Below are 18,386 nucleotides of genomic sequence, written 5' to 3'. Positions count from 1 at the left end.
GCCCGACCCTCTCTTGTGACGGCCGACGGCCGCCCCCAACACCGCAGAAGTCTCAACTGCAAAGGGGAAGCCATGACAGCGACGACCGATGGCAGTCCAGGGACGCCCACCCACCGGACACCTTCGGCCAGCAGCACCTCGGAGCCGGACCCTGTTCCATCCGGCGGCCCCGAGGTGGCGGCGCAGCGTGCCGTGCAGCGCGCCGCAGACCACCTTCTGGCACGGCAGAGTCCAGAAGGATGGTGGAAGGGCGACCTCGAAACCAATGTGACCATGGACGCCGAGGACCTGATGCTCCGGCAGTTCCTGGGCATCACCGACGCCAAGGTCATCGCCGCCTCCGCGCGCTGGATCCGCTCCCAGCAGCGCGAGGACGGGGCCTGGCCGACCTTCCACGGCGGTCCCGGCGACGTCTCGGCGACCGTCGAGGCGTACGTCGCCCTGCGCCTCGCTGGTGACGCGCCCGACGAGGCCCACATGCAGCTGGCCGCCAAATGGGCGCGGGCCGAGGGCGGCGTGGCCGCCAGCCGGGTCTTCACCCGGATCTGGCTGGCCCTGTTCGGCTGGTGGAGCTGGGACGACCTGCCGGAACTGCCGCCGGAGATCATCTATCTGCCCAAGTGGATGCCGCTGAACATCTACTCGTTCGGCTGCTGGGCGCGGCAGACCATCGTGCCGCTGACCGTGGTCGGCGCGCACCGGCCGGTGCGCCCCGCGCCGTTCGGCATCGACGAGCTGCACGTGGACCCGTCGGTGCCCAACCCCCGGCAGCGCAAGGCCCCCATCACCACCTGGGACGGCGTGTTCCAGCGCGTGGACCAGCTGCTGCACCTCTACCGCCGCTTCAGCCCGCGCCCGCTGCGCCGCACCGCGATGAACGCCTGCGCCCGCTGGATCATCGAGCGCCAGGAGGCGGACGGCTGCTGGGGCGGCATCCAGCCGCCGGCGGTGTACTCGGTGATCGCCCTCCACCTGCTGGGATACGACCTGGACCACCCGGTGCTGCGCGCGGGGCTGGAGTCGCTGGATCGTTTCGCCGTGTGGCCCGAGGACGACGTGCGGATGATCGAGGCGTGCCAGTCGCCGGTGTGGGACACCTGCCTGGCCGCCATCGCGCTCGCCGACGCCGGTCTCGCGCCGGACCACCCGGCGTTGGTCAAGGCGGCCGAGTGGATGCTGGACGAGCAGATCACCCGTCCGGGTGACTGGTCGGTGCAGCGCCCGCAGCTCGCCCCCGGCGGATGGGCGTTCGAATTCCACAACGACAACTACCCGGACATCGACGACACCGCCGAGGTCGTGCTGGCGCTGCGCCGGGTGGCGCACCCCGACCCGGCGCGCCTGGACTCGGCGATCGACCGGGCGGTGCGCTGGAACATCGGGATGCAGTCGAAGAACGGCGCCTGGGGCGCCTTCGACGCGGACAACACCAGCCCGTTCCCCAACCGGCTGCCGTTCTGCGACTTCGGCGAGGTCATCGACCCGCCCTCGGCCGACGTGACCGCGCACGTGGTGGAGATGATGGCCGCGCTCGGCCTGGAGCACGACCAGCACACCCGCCGGGGCATCGACTGGCTGCTGTCGGAGCAGGAGGACAACGGCGCCTGGTTCGGCCGTTGGGGTGTCAACTACATCTACGGCACCGGTTCGGTCGTCCCGGCGCTGGCCGCGGCCGGCCTGCCGGCCTCGCACCCGGCGATCCGCCGGGCCGTCGCCTGGCTGGAGTCCGTGCAGAACGCGGACGGCGGCTGGGGCGAGGACCTGCGGTCGTACTCGGACAGCGAATGGATCGGCCGCGGCCACTCCACCGCGTCGCAGACGGCGTGGGCGCTGCTCGCGCTGCTGGCGGCGGGCGAACGGGACAACGACGCCGTCACCCGGGGCGTGCGGTGGCTGGTCGACACCCAGATGGAGGACGGTTCCTGGGACGAGCCCTACTTCACGGGTACCGGATTCCCACGCGACTTCTCCATCAACTACCACCTGTACCGGATGGTCTTCCCGCTCACCGCGCTCGGCCGCTACGTGCGGGCGGAGCCCTTCGGAACCGCCGGCCACGCCATGGCCGAGAAGGGAGCCTAGTTCGTGGGTCGTACCGAGCCGCCGTTGCTGGTGGTGTGCGCCCTGCGCATCGAGCGTTTCGCGCTGCGCAGGGGAGCCGCCAGATGCGCCGCGGACCAGGCCACCGTGCTCCGTACGGGCATGGGGCCGAAGGCCGCGGAGCGGGCTGTCCGCACGGCCCTGCACGATCCGCGCAACACCGACGCCGCCGTCCTGACCACCGGCTTCTGCGCCGGGCTCGCGCCCGGTATGCGGCCGGGGGACGTCGTCGTCGCCGACGACGGGCACGAGAGCCAGGCGCTGGCCGCCGCGCTCAAGGAGGCTCTCGCGGACACCGGCCACACCGTGCACACCGGCACCCTGGCGGAGTCCGACCATGTCGTGCGGGGCGCCGAGCGCACCGCTCTCGCGGCGACCGGTGCCATCGCCGTGGACATGGAGTCGGCCGCGATGCGGCGCGCAGCCCTCGCCGAGGGGGCGCACCGTGTCGCGGCGGCCCGCGTCGTCGTCGACACGCCCGAGTTCGAACTCGTGCGCGTCGGCACGCTCCGCACCGGAATCCTCGCGTTCCGGGTGCTCAGAGATCTTGTTCCCGCCTTTCTTGAATGGCACCGCACTACCGCGCTCCCCTGGAGGTGAGCTAGATGGCTATGCCGCTCCGTCAGACCATCCGTGTCGCGTCGTACCTCTTCGAACAGAAAATGGTCAGGCGTCGCGAAAAGTTCCCGCTCATCGTGGAACTCGAGCCGCTCTTCGCCTGCAACCTCAAATGCGAGGGCTGCGGCAAGATCCAGCACCCGGCCGGGGTGCTGAAGCAGCGCATGCCGGTGGCCCAGGCCGTCGGCGCGGTGCTGGAATCGGGTGCGCCGATGGTGTCGATCGCGGGCGGCGAGCCGCTGATGCACCCCCAGATCGACGAGATCGTGCGTCAGCTCGTGGCCCGCAAGAAGTATGTCTTCCTCTGCACCAACGCCTTGCTGCTCCGTAAGAAGATCGACAAATTCACGCCGTCTCCTTACTTCGCTTTTACCGTCCACATCGACGGCATGCGGGAACGGCATGACGAGTCCGTTGCGAAGGAAGGCACCTTCGACGAGGCGGTGGAGGCGATCAAGGAAGCCAAGCGTCGCGGTTTCCGGGTGACCACCAACTCCACCTTCTTCAACACCGACACCCCGCAGACCATCGTCGAGGTGCTGAACTTCCTCAACGACGACCTGCAGGTCGACGAGATGATGCTGTCGCCCGCCTACGCCTACGAGAAGGCGCCCGACCAGGACCACTTCCTGGGCGTGGAGCAGACCCGTGAGCTGTTCAAGAAGGCGTTCGGCGACGGCAACCGCCGCCGGTGGCGGCTGAACCACAGCCCGCTCTTCCTGGACTTCCTGGAGGGCAAGGCCGACTTCCCCTGCACCGCCTGGGCTATCCCGAACTACTCGCTGTTCGGGTGGCAGCGCCCCTGCTACCTGATGGCGGACGGCTACGTCCCGACCTACCAGGAGCTGATCGACAAGACGGACTGGGACAAGTACGGCCGCGGCAAGGACGAGCGGTGCGACAACTGCATGGCGCACTGCGGCTACGAGCCGACCGCCGTCCTGGCCACCATGGGCTCCCTGAAGGAGTCCATCCGCGCGGCCCGCGAGACGGTCGCCTCCAACCGGGCCAAGTGACGGCCCGGTGAACGGAGCGAGGGCCTGAACGGCTCGATGCTCGACGCGTACGGGTCACCGGCGGCGGCGACGCCCTGCCGGTGACCCGCGCGCTTCCCGCCACCGGTTCCGGGCGCGCCGCCGGTTCCGGACGTAAGGGGCGGTGGCACCGTGAGAGGCTGCGAAGACGGGGAACGATCACGGAGAACGATCACGGGGACACGGGGACGTCAGGGGTCACACGCAATTCCGGCAGGGGAACGAGGTCTGCACATGACGATGCTGGAGAACATCCACAGCCCACGCGACCTGAAGGCGCTGCCCGAGGGCCGGCTCGACGAGCTGGCCGCCGACATCCGGCACTTCCTGGTCGAGGCCGTGGCCAGAACCGGCGGTCATCTGGGACCCAATCTCGGCGTGGTCGAACTGACCATCGCCCTGCACCGCGTCTTCGACTCCCCGGCCGACAAGATCCTGTGGGACACCGGCCACCAGGCGTACGTGCACAAGCTCCTCACCGGGCGCAAGGACTTCTCCAAGCTGCGCAGCAAGGGCGGCCTGTCCGGCTACCCCTCGCGTGAGGAGTCCGAGCACGACGTCATCGAGAACAGCCACGCCTCGACCGTGCTGGGCTGGGCCGACGGCCTGGCCAAGGCCAACGAGGTGCGGCACTGCAGCGACCGCGTGGTGGCGGTCATCGGCGACGGCGCGCTCACCGGCGGCATGGCCTGGGAGGCGCTGAACAACATCGCCGCCGCCAAGGACCGGCCGCTGATCATCGTCGTCAACGACAACGAACGCTCCTACGCCCCCACCATCGGCGGCCTGGCCAGCCACCTGGCCACGCTGCGCACCACCGACGGCTACGAGCGCTTCCTGTCCTGGGGCAAGCAGGTCCTGCAGCAGACGCCGGTGGTCGGCCGCCCGCTGTACGAGTCGCTGCACGGCGCCAAGAAGGGCTTCAAGGACGCCTTCGCGCCGCAGGGGATGTTCGAGGACCTCGGGCTGAAGTACCTGGGCCCGATCGACGGCCACGACATCGCCGCCGTGGAGTCCGCGCTGCGCCGGGCCCGCCGCTTCCACGGCCCGGTGCTGGTGCACTGCATCACCGAGAAGGGCCGCGGCTACCCGGCCGCAGAGCAGGACGAGGCGGACCGGTTCCACACCGTCGGCGCCATGGACCCGCTGACCTGCCGGCCCCTGGTGCCCTCCCAGGGCCCCTCGTGGACCTCGGTGTTCAGCGACGAGATGGTGCGCATCGGCGAGGAGCGGCCGGACGTCGTCGCCATCACCGCCGCGATGCTCCAGCCGGTCGGCCTGGAGCCCTTCGCCAGGGCGTTCCCCGAGCGGGTCTTCGACGTCGGCATCGCCGAGCAGCACGCCGCCACCTCGGCGGCGGGCCTGGCCACCGGTGGCCTGCACCCGGTGGTCGCCGTCTACGCCACCTTCCTCAACCGGGCTTTCGACCAGGTGCTGATGGACGTGGCCCTGCACAAGTGCGGTGTGACCTTCGTCCTGGACCGGGCCGGCGTCACCGGTGTCGACGGCGCCTCCCACAACGGCATGTGGGACATGTCCATCCTCCAGGTCGTCCCCGGCCTGCGGATCGCCGCGCCGCGCGACGCCGACCAGTTGCGGGCCCAACTGCGGGAGGCGGTCGAGGTCGAGGACGCGCCCACCGTCGTCCGCTTCCCCAAGGAGACCGCGGGCGAGGCCCTGCCGGCGATCGACCGGATCGGCGGGATGGACGTCCTGCGCCGCCCGGCGTCCGGCGAGGAACCCGACGTCCTGCTGGTAGCGGTGGGCGCACTCGGCGTCACCTGCCTGCGGGCGGCCGAACTGCTGGCCGGGCGCGGCATCGGCGTCACCGTGGTGGACCCCCGCTGGGTCAAGCCGGTCGACCCCGCGCTGCCCGAACTGGCCGCCGGCCACCGGTTGGTGGCCGTGGTCGAGGACAACGGCCGGGCCGGCGGCGTCGGTTCGGCGATCGCGCAGGCGCTGCGGGACGCCGGCGTCGACGTACCGCTGCGCGACTTCGGCATCCCCCAGCAGTTCCTCGCCCACGCCAAGCGCGGCGAGGTGCTGGCCGACATCGGACTCACCCCGGCCGAGATCGCCGGGGGCATCGGCGCGGCCCTGACCCGCATCACCGGGCGCAGCCCGCGGCGGCCGCTCGCCCCGGCGGCCGGCGACCACGCCGTCCCGGCACCCGCCGGGCCCGCGCACACTTCGGAACGGATCCACGCACGCAAGGAGCAGGTGAGCGATGACATCGTCTGACGCGGCGGCCGGCCAGGACGCCGGCGGACACGACGCCGGTGGTCAGGACGCCGGAAGCCGCGAGGCCGGAAGCCGGGACGACGGCGGGCAGCCCAAGGGGTTCGACCTGGCGACGCTGCTCGCCGAACGCGGCGGTGAACGCTACGAGTTGCAGGGCCGGTACCTCAACCCGCAACTGCCGCGCATGCTGCACACCATCGGCTTCGACAAGTTCTACGAGCGTGCCGAGGGCGCTCACTTCTGGGACGCCGAGGGCAACGACTACCTCGACATGCTCGCCGGGTTCGGCGTGCAGGGCGTCGGACGACACCACCCGGTGGTCCGCAAGGCGCTGCACGACGTGCTGGACGCCGGGCTGCCCGACCTCACCCGCTTCGACTGCCAGCCGCTGCCCGGCCTGCTCGCGGAGAAGCTGCTGTCCCACGCCCCGCACCTGGACCGGGTGTTCTTCTCCAACAGCGGCACCGAGGCCGTGGAGACGGCGCTGAAGTTCGCCCGCTACGCCACCGGCAAGCCGCGCGTGCTGTACTGCACCCACTCCTTCCACGGCCTGACCACGGGCTCGCTGTCGGTCAACGGCGAGCCCGGCTTCCAGGACGGCTTCGCGCCGCTGCTGCCCGACACCGAGATCCCGCTCGGCGACCTCGACGCGCTGGCCCGGGAGCTCAAGCGCGGCGACGTCGCGGCGCTCATCGTCGAGCCCATCCAGGGCCACGGCGTCTACATGATGCCGCCGGGCTTCCTGCGGGCGGCTCACGAACTGCTCCGCAAGCACAAGGCGTTGCTCATCAGCGACGAGGTGCAGACCGGTCTCGGCCGCACCGGCACCTTCTGGGCCTACGAGCAGGAGGACGTCGAGCCCGACCTGGTGACCGTCGCCAAGGCGCTGTCCGGCGGCTATGTGCCGGTCGGCGCCACGCTCGGCAAGGACTGGATCTTCAAGAAGGTCTACTCCTCGATGGACCGGGTGCTGGTGCACTCCGCCAGCTTCGGCTCCAACGCCCAGGCGATGGCCGCCGGTCTGGCCAGCCTGTCGGTGATCGAGGACGAGAAGCTGGTGGAGAACTCCCGCCGCGTCGGCGACCTGCTGCGCACGCGGCTGGCCGCGCTCACCGACCGGTACGAGATGCTCAAGGAGGTGCGCGGCCGCGGCCTGATGATCGCCATCGAGTTCGGCCGGCCCAAGTCGCTGGGCCTGCGCGGCCGGTGGACGATGCTGCAGGCGGCCCGCAAGGGGCTGTTCGCGCAGATGGTGGTCGTGCCCCTGCTGCAGCGGCACCGCATCCTCACCCAGGTGTCCGGTGACCACATCGAGGTGATCAAGCTGATCCCGCCGCTGGTCTTCGACGAGGCCGACGCGGACCGCTTCGTCACCGCCTTCACCGCGGTGATGGACGACGCCCACGACGGCGGCGGCCTGATGTGGGAGTTCGGCCGGACCCTGGTCAAGCAGGCGGTCGCCAACCGCTCGTAGGTGCCGACCGCTGCGGAGGACGGGACGGGGACGGGGGCACGGAGGGGACGGGGACGGCCGACGAGACGACGGTGCGCGCGGTCAACGCGCTGACGGTGCGGTGGGCGCGGTTCGCGCTGCACCCACGCACCGGCGGGGTGCTCAGCGCCGCCTGCGTGTGGCCGCTGCTGGCCTTCCTGGGCGGGGCCGCGGACGGCCCCGCCCGTCCCGAACTCGCCGCCGCCCTGGAGGTGGACCCGGACACCGCCCTGTCGCGCGGCCGGGCGCTGACCGAACTGCTCGCGAACCAGGCCGGGTTGTCCGCCGCGCTCGGCGTGTGGACGCAGGACCGCGTTGTCCTGCGCGAGGAGTGGCTGCGCCGGCTTCCACCCGCCGTCGTCGGACGGCTGACCGGCGACGCGGTCAAGGACCGGGCCGAGCTCGACGCCTGGGCCGACCGTGCGACCGCCGGGCGGGTCCCGCGGATGCCGGTCGGGCTCGACGAGGCCACCGTCATGGTGCTCGCCGCGGCCCTGACGGTGGAGACCCGCTGGCTGCGGCCGTTCGTCACCGCCCGGCTGCGTCCGCGCGGCGGCCCGTGGTTCGGCCGCGACCTGGCCGGGCTGGGACGGCCCGGCACCGACCTGGACGAGGTCCGGGTGGCCGCCACCCCGCACGGCCGCCTGACGGTCTTCGAGGTGGCCGGCGACAACGGCATCGACGTGCGCCTGCTGATGGGCGAGGACGGCGCCTCGCCCCGCGTCGTCCTGGCCGCCGGGGAGCGGGACCTGGCCGGGGCGTACGCGTCCACCGGCGGCGGCTCGCTGCCGGAAGGGGAGGCGGGGCCGGGGGTGACGATCGTGCGCGGTCCCGCGTGGGAGGACAGCCTCTGGGTGACGACCCCGGCGTTCACGGTGGAGTCCGACCACGATCTGCTGCGCCGCCCGGAGGTGTTCGGCCTGAAGGCCGCCACCGACAGCACCCGCGGCCACTTCCCGGGGATCTCGCGGACCCGGCTGGCCATGAGCCGCGGGCGGCAGACGGTCACCGCGTCGTTCAGCGCCGAGGGCTTCGAGGCGGCGGCCGTGACGGCGTTCGAGATGAGGCTCGGCGCGGGACTGCCCCGCAGTGAGGCCCGGCAGGTCGACGTGGCCTTCGACCGGCCATTCGCGTTCCTCGCGGTGCACCGCGCGAGCCGGCTGATCCTGGCGGCCGGCTGGGTGGCCGAACCCAGGGCCGCACCGCCTGGCCGGCCCGGCGGCTGGTGACGCCGTCCCGGCTGCGTGCGGCGGGCCGCCGCGGGAGAGAGCGGCGGCCCGAATCCGCAGGGCTCAGTCGGTGAGCATCCGGTCCTTCAGCAGCGCACGCCGCTCCGGCGTCAGGCCGAGACCCTCCTCCAGGTAGCGGTCCACCGACCCCCACTTCTCCTCGATCGTCGCGAAGGCCGTCCGCAGGTACTCCACCCGGGCCTCGAAGAGGGGGCTGAGCAGCTCGCGGATCGCGGGGTCGATCTCGGTCCCGGTGCTGCCGTCGCCGCGCACCACCTTGTAGCGGCGGTGCCGCGCGTTGCTCTCCAGGTAGTCGGCCTCGATCGCCGACCGCTCCACGCCCAGCGCCAGCAGGATGATCGCGATGGAGGTGCCCGCACGGTCCTTGCCGGCCGCGCAGTGCAGCAGCGCGGGGACGGCCGGGTCCGCGGTGTCGGTCAGCTCGGCGAGCATCCGGGAGTGCTCCTCGGTCCGCTCCAGGACGAGCTTGCGGTAGGCCGTGGCCATCCGTTCCGCGGCCTTGCCGTCGCCCAGCAGCTCCCGGAGCGCCTCGACGTCGCCGTCCCGCACGATGTGCCAGAAGCCCGCGCCCTCGGCCGGGTCGCTGAGCGGCATGTTGAGGTTGCGGGTGCCGGCCAGCACCGCGTCCGGCCCCTCCAGGGCGATGTCGTCGCGGTTGCGGAAGTCGAAGACGGTGTGCAGGCCCAGGGACTCCAGGAACGCGGTGTCCTCGTCCGAGGCGTGCGCCAGGTGCCCGCTGCGGAACAGCACGCCGTACCGCACGTGGCGCCCGTCCTCCGTGGGCAGGCCGCCGACGTCGCGGAAATTGCGGACACCGGTCAGCTCGGGTTCGTCCCCGGTCGGGGTGGACTGCCGCACTTCCTGCGTCACCTGCGCTCCTTCGTCGTCGCGTCACCGCTCATGCTGGGCCACCGTCGACGATACGGCAGCGCGGACGTCCCGTACCGGACGGTATGAGCAACGGCATACCGAACGGTATGTGTCCGGCGGGCCGTGCCTGCCGCACGCCGGTGGCGCCCACCGCCCGGCGGCGACCTCGCTGTCCCCGAGGTCGCCGTATTCCTTCTGCGGAGGGTGTGAGCCGGTGGGATGAATCACGCTGCGTCAACGCCACCCTACGGTCGCGTAGGTCACATCCCGAGGGGAAAAATGGCCCGACGTGGCTGACGACGCACGCAACAACACCAAAGGAACGTTCCGGTCGTACACCGCGGTGGGGGACAGCTTCACCGAGGGCGTGGGGGATCCGGGACCGGACGGCACCCTCCTCGGCTGGGCCGACCGGCTCGCCGTGCTGCTGGCCGAGCGGCGGGCGGACGGGGAAGCGCCGGGCGACTTCCGGTACGCCAACCTCGCCGTGCGCGGGCGGCTGCTGGACCAGATCGTCGCCGAGCAGGTGCCGCGGGCCGTCGAACTCGCCCCCGACCTGGTGACGTTCTGCGCCGGCGGCAACGACATCCTGCGGCCGGGCGGCGATCCCGACGCCGTCGCCGAACGCTTCGAGGCGGCCGTCACCGACCTCACCGCCGCGGTCGGCACCGTGCTGGTGTGCACCGGCTTCGACACGCGCGGAGTGCCGGTGCTGCGCCATCTGCGCGGCAAGATCGCCACGTACACCGCGCACGTGCGGGCCATCGCCGACCGCCACGGCTGCCCGGTGCTCGACCTGTGGTCGCTGCGCTCGGTGCAGGACCGGCGGGCGTGGAGCGAGGACCGGCTGCACCTGTCGCCTGAGGGGCACACCAGGGTCGCGCTGCGGGCCGCGCAGGTGCTCGGCATGCCGGTGCCGACCGACCCCGACGAGCCGTGGCCGCCGCAGTCGCAGCGCCTGCCCTCGGAGGTGCGGCGCGAGAACATCCAGTGGGCGAGGGAGTACCTGATGCCGTGGATCGGCCGCCGGCTGCGCGGTGAGTCCTCCGGTGACGACCGCGCGCCCAAGCGTCCGGATCTGCTGCCGCTGCGCTAGGGATTGCGGCCTCGGCGATCAGCAAGTCCCCGCACCCTGGGTGTCCGCGGCCGGTGGTCCCCGTGGTCCGCGAAATCAGTGGTCCGGCAGCGCCCTCGGCCCGCGGTGGGCGGCGAGTTCGGCCCACACCATGCGGCCGGCCCCGGTCTCCGCGGGGTCCGAGCCCCAGGCCACCGAGAGCAGGCTCACCAGGAGCAGCCCGCGGCCGCCCTCCTCGTCGTCCTGCGCGTCGCACGGCATCGGCACCCCGGAGCCGTGGCCCTGGTCGGTGACCTCCAGCCGGATCACCCGGCCGGCGTCCTGCAGCACGCAGGTGATCTTCTCGCTCCGGGTGTGCCGCACGGCGTTGGTGAACAGTTCGGTGACCACCAGGCCCGCGTCGTCGCGCAGTTCGGCGTCAAGGTCCCATTCGAGCAGGCGCGCGCGGACCCGCCCGCGGGCGTCCGCCACGGACGCGCCCAGTGCGGGCAGCCGGAAGACGTCGCGTCGGCAGGGGACGCCGGCGCCGAGCCGGCGGTCCTGCCGCAGGGCGTCTGCTGAGGAGACCACCCTGTCACTATGAGGCTGCTCACTCACACCTGGCAAGGTCCGTTCTGCAATTTGCAGAATCATGGAAAACACGCTGTCGTTGGCACTGACGTCGTGACACACTGCTTGCCAGCCAAGGCAGTTGGAGAGTGAGGCACGTGATGGACCTGCGGCCGGGAGGCGCTCCGACGGTCCTGCGCATGGTGCTCGGCAAGCGTCTCCAGGATCTGCGGGAGAAAGCCGGCCTCAGCTACGAGCAGGCCGCCGCAGCACTCGACGTCACCCACGCCACCATCCGCCGCATGGAAAAGGCCGAAGTCGGCCTGAAAATCCCCTATGTCGAGAAGCTCCTCACCACCTACGGCATCACCGCCGCCGAGGAGATCGGCGGCTTCCTGGCCCTGGCCCGCGAGGCCAACCGGCCCGGCTGGTGGCACAGCTTCCGCGACGTCCTGCCCGACTGGTTCAGCGCGTTCGTGAGCCTGGAGGGCGAGGCCGCGGTCATCCGCGCCTACGAACCCCACTACGTCCCCGGTCTGTTGCAGACCCCCGACTACGCGGGTGCCGTGCTGCGCGCCGGCATGCCGCACGCCACCGCGGACGAGATCGAGCGGCTGGTCGCCCTGCGGATCGAGCGGCAGAGCCTGCTCACCCGCGAACAGGCCGCGCCCCTGCTGTGGGTGGTCATGGACGAGACGGTGCTGCGCCGTCCCATCGGCGGCCGCACGGTCATGCGCGAGCAGATCGGCGCGCTGATCGAGGCCACCGAACTGTCCAACGTACGGCTACAGGTGATCCCGTACGCCGCCGGCCCGCATCCGGCGATGTACGGGCCCTTCCACATCTTCCGGTTCCAGCTCAGAGAGCTCCCGGACGTCGCCTACTCCGAAAGTCTCGTCGGCGGCGTCTACTTCGACGACCGGGACGACGTGTCCACGTTCCTCGAGGCGCTGGACCGGATGTGCGCGCAGGCAGCGCCCGCACACAGCACGAAAGCCATCCTCGATGGCATGCGCAAGGAGATCTGAACCATGGATCGCTTCAACGACGGCAGCGCCGGCATCTTCGGCGCCGTTGCCGGCCACGACGACCTCCACGCCCCGGGCCTCGACGGCGCCGGCAGCGTCTACAACGGCATGCCCGCCGCCGACCTCGGTCAGGACGGCTGGCGCAAACCCTGGAGCGGCGGCAACGGCGGCTCGTGCGTCGAGGCCAAGAAGCTCAACGACGGCCGGGTGGCGCTGCGCCAGTCCACCGACCCCGACGGTCCGGCGCTGATCTACACCCGCCACGAGATCTCCACCTTCATCCAGGGCGCGAAGGCCGGCCAGGCCGACTTCCTCCTCGGCTGACCGCGATCCATGACCATCAAGAACCGGAGGCCGGCGTGACCGACCAGGGATTTCCCGTCGAGGAGATCGACACCAGCCGGCCCCATCCGGCCCGCATGTACGACTACTTCCTCGGTGGACGCGACAACTACGAGGTCGACCGCGAGGCCGCCGAACGCGTCCTGGAGGTGGTGCCCGAGGTCGTCCTCGGCGCCCGCGCCAACCGCGACTTCATGCGCCGCGCCGTCGGTCACCTCGCCCGCTCCGGCGTGCGGCAGATCATCGACATCGGCACCGGCATCCCGACCTCGCCGAACACCCACGAGCTGGCCCACGCGGTGTCGCCGGACGTCCGCGTGGCGTACATCGACAACGACCCGATCGTCGCCACGCACGCCGGCGCCCACCTGCTCGGCACCGGCAACACCGGGTTCTTCCTGGGCGACATGCGCAAGCCGCGCACCATCCTGGAACACCCCACGATCGGCGAACTGATCGACGTCACGCAGCCCGTCGCCCTGATGCTGGTGTCGGTGCTGCACTTCGTGTCGGACGCCGAGGACCCGGCCGGGCTGATGGCCGCCTACCGCGACGCCCTGCCCGACGGCAGCTACCTGGTGCTCTCGCACGCCACCGGCGACTTCCACGGCGAACGCGCCGACGACGTCGCGAGCGTCTACAAGAACGCCACCGCCGCCCTCACCCCCCGCAGCCACGCCCAGGTGCTCGAGCTCTTCGAGGGCTTCGACCTCGTCGACCCCGGCCTGGTGCAGGTCCACGAGTGGCGCCCGGACGACAGCACGCAGGTCCCGGACCAGCCGATCGGCGTCTACGGCGCGGTCGGCCGGCTGAAGGAGCGGACCGCATGAGCGAGCGGGAGCCGGAGGGCGCGGCGGCGGACGACCTGGGCTTCGCCGCCGAGACCATCGACACCAGCCGCCCCCACCCGGCCCGGATGTACGACTACTACCTCGGTGGGCGCGACAACTACGAGGTCGACCGCGAGGCCGCCCAGCGGGTCATCGACTTCCTGCCGGACATCATCCCCGCCGCCCGCGCCAACCGGGACTTCCTGGAACGCGCGGTGCGCCACCTCACCGAGAGCGGCATCCGGCAGATCATCGACATCGGCACCGGCATCCCGACCTCGCCGAACACGCACGAGATCGCGCACTCGGTGTCCCCGGACATCCGTGTGGCGTACGTCGACAACGACCCGATCGTGGCCACCCACGCCGGCGCGCGCCTCACCGGCAGCGGCGGCAACACCGGGTTCTTCCTCGGCGACGTGCGCAAGCCCGAGACCATCCTGGAGCACCCGACCCTCGGCGAGCTGATCGACTTCGAGCAGCCGGTCGCGCTCATGCTGGTGGCGGTGCTGCACTTCATCAAGGACGAGGAGGACCCGGCGGGCATCGTGGCCGCACTGCGGGACGCCCTGCCGGCCGGCAGCCACCTGGTGCTCTCGCACGCCACCGCCGACTTCCACGCCAGTTCGCTGCCCGAGGTGTTCAAGGTCTACCGCAACGCGACCGCGACCCTGAACACCCGGACGTACGACGAAGTCCTGGCGTTCTTCGACGGGTTCGAGCTGCTGGACCCCGGTCTGGTGCAGGTGCCGCTGTGGCGCCCGACGGCCCCGCCGGACCCTGACGCGGTCAAGCGCATCGGCTTCTACGGAGCGGTGGCCCGCAAGGCCTGACCGGCGATCTCCACCTCCATCAGTGGCAGCGTCCGTCCGGGCACCGACCCGGACGGCACGCGGCCGACCGTGACCGCGCCCATGGTCCGGTAGAACGCCTCCGCGTACGGATCGGCGTCGATCGACAGCCGGGTGATGCCCAGCCCGGCCGCCACCCGCAGCGCGTGCCCGTACAGCAGCCGCCCCACGCCCCGGCCCATCGCGCCCGGGTCCACGAACAGCATCCCGATCGCGCCGTGCGGCGGTTCGCCCTCCACGGTGACCATCCCGGCCACCGTCGCCGGCCCCTCGCCGCCCGCCAGCTCAACGACGGCGGTGCGGTGTTCCGCCACCTTCTCGGCGGTCACGGCGAGTTCGTCCCGGCACGCCGCCATGAACGCCGCGTCGTAGCCCCAGTGCGCCTTGGACCGCAGCACCAGGGCGGTGAGCAGCTCCGCCTCGTCCGGCCGTGCCGGGCGCACCCGAGGTGTGCCCGCGGCCGGCTCCGGCGCCGGGGCCGTCCCGCTCATCGCAGCGCCGCCATCGTGACCGTCACGCCGTCCAGCGTCCCCGCGAAGTCCGCGCCGAGCGCCATCGACGGCGTCCGGAAACCGGTCGGCAGCTCAGCCAGCCGTTCGATGATCCGCAGCACCGAATCCGCCGTCATGCTGTACGGGTTGGGGCCCGACAGGGTCGCGCTCACCGTGTTGCCCGCCGCGTCCCGGGCGCGGCCCCACACCTCGCTGCGGGAGCCGTTCAGGGCGCGCTCCCCGGGGCCGCGGACCACCTTGCCCGCCAGGCCCGCCAGCGCCCCGCGCAGCGGCCGCACCCGCAGCACCCGGCTGGCGGCGAGAGCCGGCGCCGGGACCGCCGTGTAGGTGGTGATGTCCGGGATGCCCGTCGAGTGGTACGCGGTGCTCACATCACCCCACGGCACCGACACGACCGTCCTGGCCCCCGACGGGAACGCCGCGCGCACCTGGCGCGACCCCACCGGAACCGTCCGGATCTCGCCGCCGGCCCTGATCCGTCCGCCGTCCGCCGCACCGGCCAGCGCGGTCCTCGCGGTGCCCGGGCTCGTCCCGCCCCCGACCAGGAACGCCAGGTCGAGCTGCGTGGCGTCGGGCAGCCGGCGGGCCAGCAGCGCCGCCACGCAGTCGGTCGGCACCACGTCGAAGCCCGCGCCCGGCAGCAGCGGCACACCCGCCGCCGCGGCCCGCGGGCCGAGGGCGTGCAGCGACTCGAAGACGTCGATCTCCCCGGTGATGTCGATGTAAGCCGTGCCGGTCTCGACGCACGCCTGCGCCATCGGCAGCGCGGTCCGCACGAACGGCCCCGCGCAGTGCGCCACCGCGTCCACACCCGTCAGTCCGCGGCGTATCGCGGCCGACTCGCCCAGGCCGAACACCCGGTGTTCCAGGCCGAGTTCAGCGGCGAACGGCACCAATTTGGCGGCATTCCGGGCGGCCAGCACAGGTCGCATGCCACGGGCGAGCGCGCGGCGCGCGATCAGGCGCCCGGTGTAACCGGTGGCGCCGTACAACAGCCAGGTCATGGATCGCATCCTCCTCGGCGGTGGTGACCGGAACCGTACACGCGCCGTCCGTCCAGGCGATATCGGGTGGGCGGTACGGCGCCGGCGTGCGACGCTGGTCCCATGACCGACCAAGAGCAGCAGGCCGCGGTGGCCGACGACGCCCCCGCGCAGGACACCACTGTGGCCGACGGGTCCGACACGGCCGCCCCGCAGGGCGAGGCGGCGGGCGAGGACGACGTCAAGCGGAAGTTCCGCGAGGCCCTGGCCCGCAAGCAGGGCAGCCGGAAGGGCGGCGGCGCCGGGGGGAGCGGCCCCGACCCGTCCAAGATCCACGGCACCCACGGCCGCGCGGGCGGCGGCCGCGAATTCCGCCGCAAGAGTGGAGGGTGATGAAGGGGTTGGCGCGCTCCGGCCCTCACTGACACCGACCGGAGGTCGCAAGCCGTGCCCGCCCAGGTCAGACGGCCCGGGCGGGCGCCGTCGCCACCTGCCGGACGGCGGCGTGAAGGCGTAGGGTCGGGACGGTGACGACGAACCCGTTCCTGAGCCCGAGCACCCTGCCCTACGAGCTGCCGCCGTTCGCCGACATCCGCGACGAGCACTACCTGCCGGCTCTCGAACAGGGCGTCGCCGAGCACCTCGCCGAGGTCGAGGCCATCGCCGCCGACCCCAACCCGCCGAGCTTCGACAACACCCTCGTCGCCCTCGAGCGCTCCGGCGCGCTGCTCGGCCGGGCCCGCGCCGCCTTCGCCAACCAGGCGTCCGCCCATGTCACCCCCGCGGTACGGGAGATCGAACCCCGCGTGAGCGCGCTGCTCGCCGAGCACAGCGACGCCGTCCACCTCAACGCGGCCCTGTTCGCACGCATCGACGCGCTGTACGAGACCCGCCACACCCTGAGCCTGGACCCCGAGTCGCTGCGGCTGCTGGAGCGCTACCACACCGTCTTCGTGCGGGCCGGCGCCCGGCTCTCCGCGGCCGACCGGGAGAAGCTGCGCGACCTCAACGCACGGATCGCCGCCGCCAGCACCGAGTTCGGGCAGAACGTGCTGGCCGCCGGCCGCGACGGCGCCCTGGTGCTCGACGACGCCACGCAGCTCTCCGGGCTGTCGCCGGACGCCGTCGCCGCCGCCGCCGAGAACGGCCGCGCCACCGGTCACGACGGCCGCTGGGTGCTCAGCCTGAAGAACTTCTCCAACCAGCCCGAACTGGCCTCCCTCGACGACCGTGAGGTCCGCCGCCGGCTGCTCACCGCGTCCCTGGACCGCGCCCAGGACACCAACGGCCCGCTCGCCGTCACCATCGCCACCCTCCGGGCCGAACGCGCCGCCCTGCTCGGCTACGACAGCCACGCCGCCTACGTCGTCGCCGACCGCACCGCCGGCAGCACCCAGGCCGTCACCGACCTGCTGGCCCGCCTCGTCCCGCCGGCCGTCGCCAACGCCCAGCGGGAGGCGGAGGCGCTGCAGGAACTGGCCGGCGCCCCCATCGAGGCGTGGGACTGGGCCTACTGGTCCGACAAGGTGAGCAAGGAGCGCTACGAGGTCGACGCGGCCGCCCTGCGCCCGTACTTCGAGCTGGAACGGGTCCTGCACGACGGCGTCTTCCGCGCCGCCCGCGAGGTCTACGGCATCACCCTGCGGGAACGCCCCGACCTGCCCGGCTACCACCCCGACGTCCGGGTCTTCGAGGTCTTCGACGCCGACGGCTCGGGCATGGGCCTGTTCCTCGCCGACTTCTTCGCCCGCGAGTCCAAGCGCGGCGGCGCCTGGATGAACGCGCTGGTGGAACAGTCCGAACTCCTCGGCAAGCGCCCGGTGGTCGTCAACAACCACAACATCCCGAAGCCCGCGCCCGGCGAGCCCGCGCTGCTGACGTTCACTCAGGTCGACACGCTCTTCCACGAGTTCGGGCACGCTCTGCACGGCCTTTTCTCCGCGGTGCGCTACCCGTTCTTCTCCGGGACCAGCGTGCCCAGCGACTTCGTGGAGTTCCCCTCCCAGGTCAACGAGATGTGGTCGCTGTGGCCGGAGATCCTCGGCGCGTACGCGGTCCACCACGAGACCGGCGAGCCGATGCCGGCCGACGTCGTGACCCGCATGCGGGAGGCCGCGCGGTTCGGCCAGGGCTTCGCGACGGTGGAGTACCTCGCCGCGACCCTCCTCGACTGGGCCTGGCACACCCTGCCCGCCGGCACCGACCCCGGCGACCCGCTCGCCTTCGAGGCCAAGGCCCTCCATGAGGCGGGCCTCGCCCTGCCCGCGATCCCGCCGCGGTACCGAACGTCGTACTTCTCGCACATCTTCGCCAGCCAGTACAGCGCCGGCTACTACTCCTACATCTGGAGCGAGGTCCTGGACGCGGACACCGTCGACTGGTTCACCAAGAACGGCGGCATGACCCGGGCCAACGGCGACACGTTCCGCCGCGAACTGCTGGCGCGCGGCGGCAGCGTCGACCCGATGGCGGCGATCGGGACCGTGCTGGGCCGGGCGCCGCGCGTGGAACCGCTGCTGGTCCGCCGTGGCCTGACCGCCACGACCTGAGGCCGGGACGACCTGAGGCCGCCACGACTGCAGCCGCCACGACCTCGGGCCGGGACGCCGGT

17 protein-coding genes are annotated in these 18,386 nt (G+C 72.1%); 13 read left to right on the top strand and 4 right to left on the bottom strand.

Features of this window, described 5'->3' with window-relative positions:
* Window positions 1-72 precede the first annotated feature (72 nt).
* The 6 genes from shc (at window position 73) to K7862_RS26350 (ending at window position 8,714) form a co-directional block, all read left to right on the top strand.
* Complete coding sequence (gene shc, locus K7862_RS26375) at window positions 73-2,082, top strand: squalene--hopene cyclase (protein WP_222966868.1); 2,010 nt, start codon at window positions 73-75, stop codon at window positions 2,080-2,082.
* 3 nt (window positions 2,083-2,085) lie between these two features.
* Window positions 2,086-2,700, top strand: coding sequence for a phosphorylase family protein (locus K7862_RS26370; RefSeq protein ID WP_222966866.1), 615 nt, complete (start codon window positions 2,086-2,088; stop codon window positions 2,698-2,700).
* 5 nt (window positions 2,701-2,705) lie between these two features.
* The gene (gene hpnH, locus K7862_RS26365; RefSeq protein ID WP_222966864.1) at window positions 2,706-3,734 is read left to right on the top strand and encodes an adenosyl-hopene transferase HpnH; all 1,029 of its coding nucleotides are present in this window, start codon (window positions 2,706-2,708) and stop codon (window positions 3,732-3,734) included.
* A 252-nt stretch (window positions 3,735-3,986) separates the two neighbouring features.
* Complete coding sequence (gene dxs, locus K7862_RS26360) at window positions 3,987-5,993, top strand: 1-deoxy-D-xylulose-5-phosphate synthase (protein ID WP_222966861.1); 2,007 nt, start codon at window positions 3,987-3,989, stop codon at window positions 5,991-5,993.
* On the top strand, window positions 5,980-7,467 hold the full coding sequence (locus K7862_RS26355; RefSeq protein ID WP_222966859.1) for an aspartate aminotransferase family protein: 1,488 nt from the start codon (window positions 5,980-5,982) through the stop codon (window positions 7,465-7,467). The genes dxs and K7862_RS26355 overlap by 14 nt, the downstream gene beginning before the upstream one ends.
* Before the next feature lie 71 nt (window positions 7,468-7,538).
* Window positions 7,539-8,714 (top strand): serpin family protein, encoded by a 1,176-nt coding sequence (locus K7862_RS26350; RefSeq protein ID WP_308012197.1) that lies wholly within the window; start codon window positions 7,539-7,541, stop codon window positions 8,712-8,714.
* Between the two features lie 63 nt (window positions 8,715-8,777).
* Here the strand turns inward: K7862_RS26350 and K7862_RS26345 are convergent, their stop codons facing one another.
* Window positions 8,778-9,593 (bottom strand): tyrosine-protein phosphatase, encoded by an 816-nt coding sequence (locus K7862_RS26345; protein WP_222966922.1) that lies wholly within the window; start codon window positions 9,591-9,593, stop codon window positions 8,778-8,780.
* A gap of 301 nt (window positions 9,594-9,894) precedes the next feature.
* Between K7862_RS26345 and K7862_RS26340 the strand changes: the two genes are divergently transcribed.
* Window positions 9,895-10,701, top strand: coding sequence for an SGNH/GDSL hydrolase family protein (locus tag K7862_RS26340; RefSeq protein ID WP_222966855.1), 807 nt, complete (start codon window positions 9,895-9,897; stop codon window positions 10,699-10,701).
* A gap of 75 nt (window positions 10,702-10,776) precedes the next feature.
* Here the strand turns inward: K7862_RS26340 and K7862_RS26335 are convergent, their stop codons facing one another.
* Window positions 10,777-11,250, bottom strand: a complete 474-nt coding sequence (locus K7862_RS26335; protein WP_308012196.1) for an ATP-binding protein — start codon at window positions 11,248-11,250, stop codon at window positions 10,777-10,779.
* Window positions 11,251-11,390: 140 nt separating this feature from the next.
* Between K7862_RS26335 and K7862_RS26330 the strand changes: the two genes are divergently transcribed.
* From K7862_RS26330 to K7862_RS26315, 4 genes are all read left to right on the top strand, one after another.
* Window positions 11,391-12,257: a Sco1979 family transcriptional regulator gene (locus K7862_RS26330; RefSeq protein ID WP_504740063.1), complete on the top strand. Its 867-nt coding sequence runs from the start codon at window positions 11,391-11,393 to the stop codon at window positions 12,255-12,257.
* Between the two features lie 108 nt (window positions 12,258-12,365).
* Window positions 12,366-12,581, top strand: coding sequence for a DUF397 domain-containing protein (locus K7862_RS26325; protein ID WP_262413843.1), 216 nt, complete (start codon window positions 12,366-12,368; stop codon window positions 12,579-12,581).
* A gap of 35 nt (window positions 12,582-12,616) precedes the next feature.
* Complete coding sequence (locus tag K7862_RS26320) at window positions 12,617-13,429, top strand: SAM-dependent methyltransferase (RefSeq protein WP_308012195.1); 813 nt, start codon at window positions 12,617-12,619, stop codon at window positions 13,427-13,429.
* On the top strand, window positions 13,426-14,262 hold the full coding sequence (locus K7862_RS26315; RefSeq protein ID WP_222966851.1) for an SAM-dependent methyltransferase: 837 nt from the start codon (window positions 13,426-13,428) through the stop codon (window positions 14,260-14,262). Before K7862_RS26320 ends, K7862_RS26315 begins: the two co-directional genes overlap by 4 nt.
* Here the strand turns inward: K7862_RS26315 and K7862_RS26310 are convergent.
* Together K7862_RS26310 and K7862_RS26305 are read right to left on the bottom strand one after the other, a co-directional pair.
* A complete protein-coding gene (locus K7862_RS26310; RefSeq protein WP_222966849.1) occupies window positions 14,235-14,771 on the bottom strand; it encodes a GNAT family N-acetyltransferase in 537 nt (178 codons plus the stop codon). The two genes, K7862_RS26315 and K7862_RS26310, sit on opposite strands and share 28 nt — an antisense overlap.
* Window positions 14,768-15,796, bottom strand: coding sequence for a saccharopine dehydrogenase family protein (locus tag K7862_RS26305; RefSeq protein WP_222966847.1), 1,029 nt, complete (start codon window positions 15,794-15,796; stop codon window positions 14,768-14,770). Before K7862_RS26305 ends, K7862_RS26310 begins: the two co-directional genes overlap by 4 nt.
* Window positions 15,797-15,898: 102 nt before the next feature.
* On the opposite strand from K7862_RS26305, the gene K7862_RS26300 reads away from it, so the two are divergent.
* Both K7862_RS26300 and K7862_RS26295 read left to right on the top strand, forming a co-directional pair.
* The gene (locus K7862_RS26300; protein WP_262413831.1) at window positions 15,899-16,168 is read left to right on the top strand and encodes a DUF5302 domain-containing protein; all 270 of its coding nucleotides are present in this window, start codon (window positions 15,899-15,901) and stop codon (window positions 16,166-16,168) included.
* A 134-nt stretch (window positions 16,169-16,302) separates the two neighbouring features.
* Window positions 16,303-18,324 (top strand): M3 family metallopeptidase, encoded by a 2,022-nt coding sequence (locus tag K7862_RS26295; protein ID WP_222966845.1) that lies wholly within the window; start codon window positions 16,303-16,305, stop codon window positions 18,322-18,324.
* Window positions 18,325-18,386 lie beyond the last annotated feature (62 nt).

Origin of the sequence: Actinacidiphila acidipaludis, assembly GCF_019890725.1 — a bacterium.
Classification (GTDB): Bacteria; Actinomycetota; Actinomycetes; order Streptomycetales; family Streptomycetaceae; genus Actinacidiphila; species Actinacidiphila acidipaludis.
The sequence above is the reverse complement of the archived record's forward strand: the minus strand, read 5'-3'. Positions and strand labels throughout refer to the sequence as shown.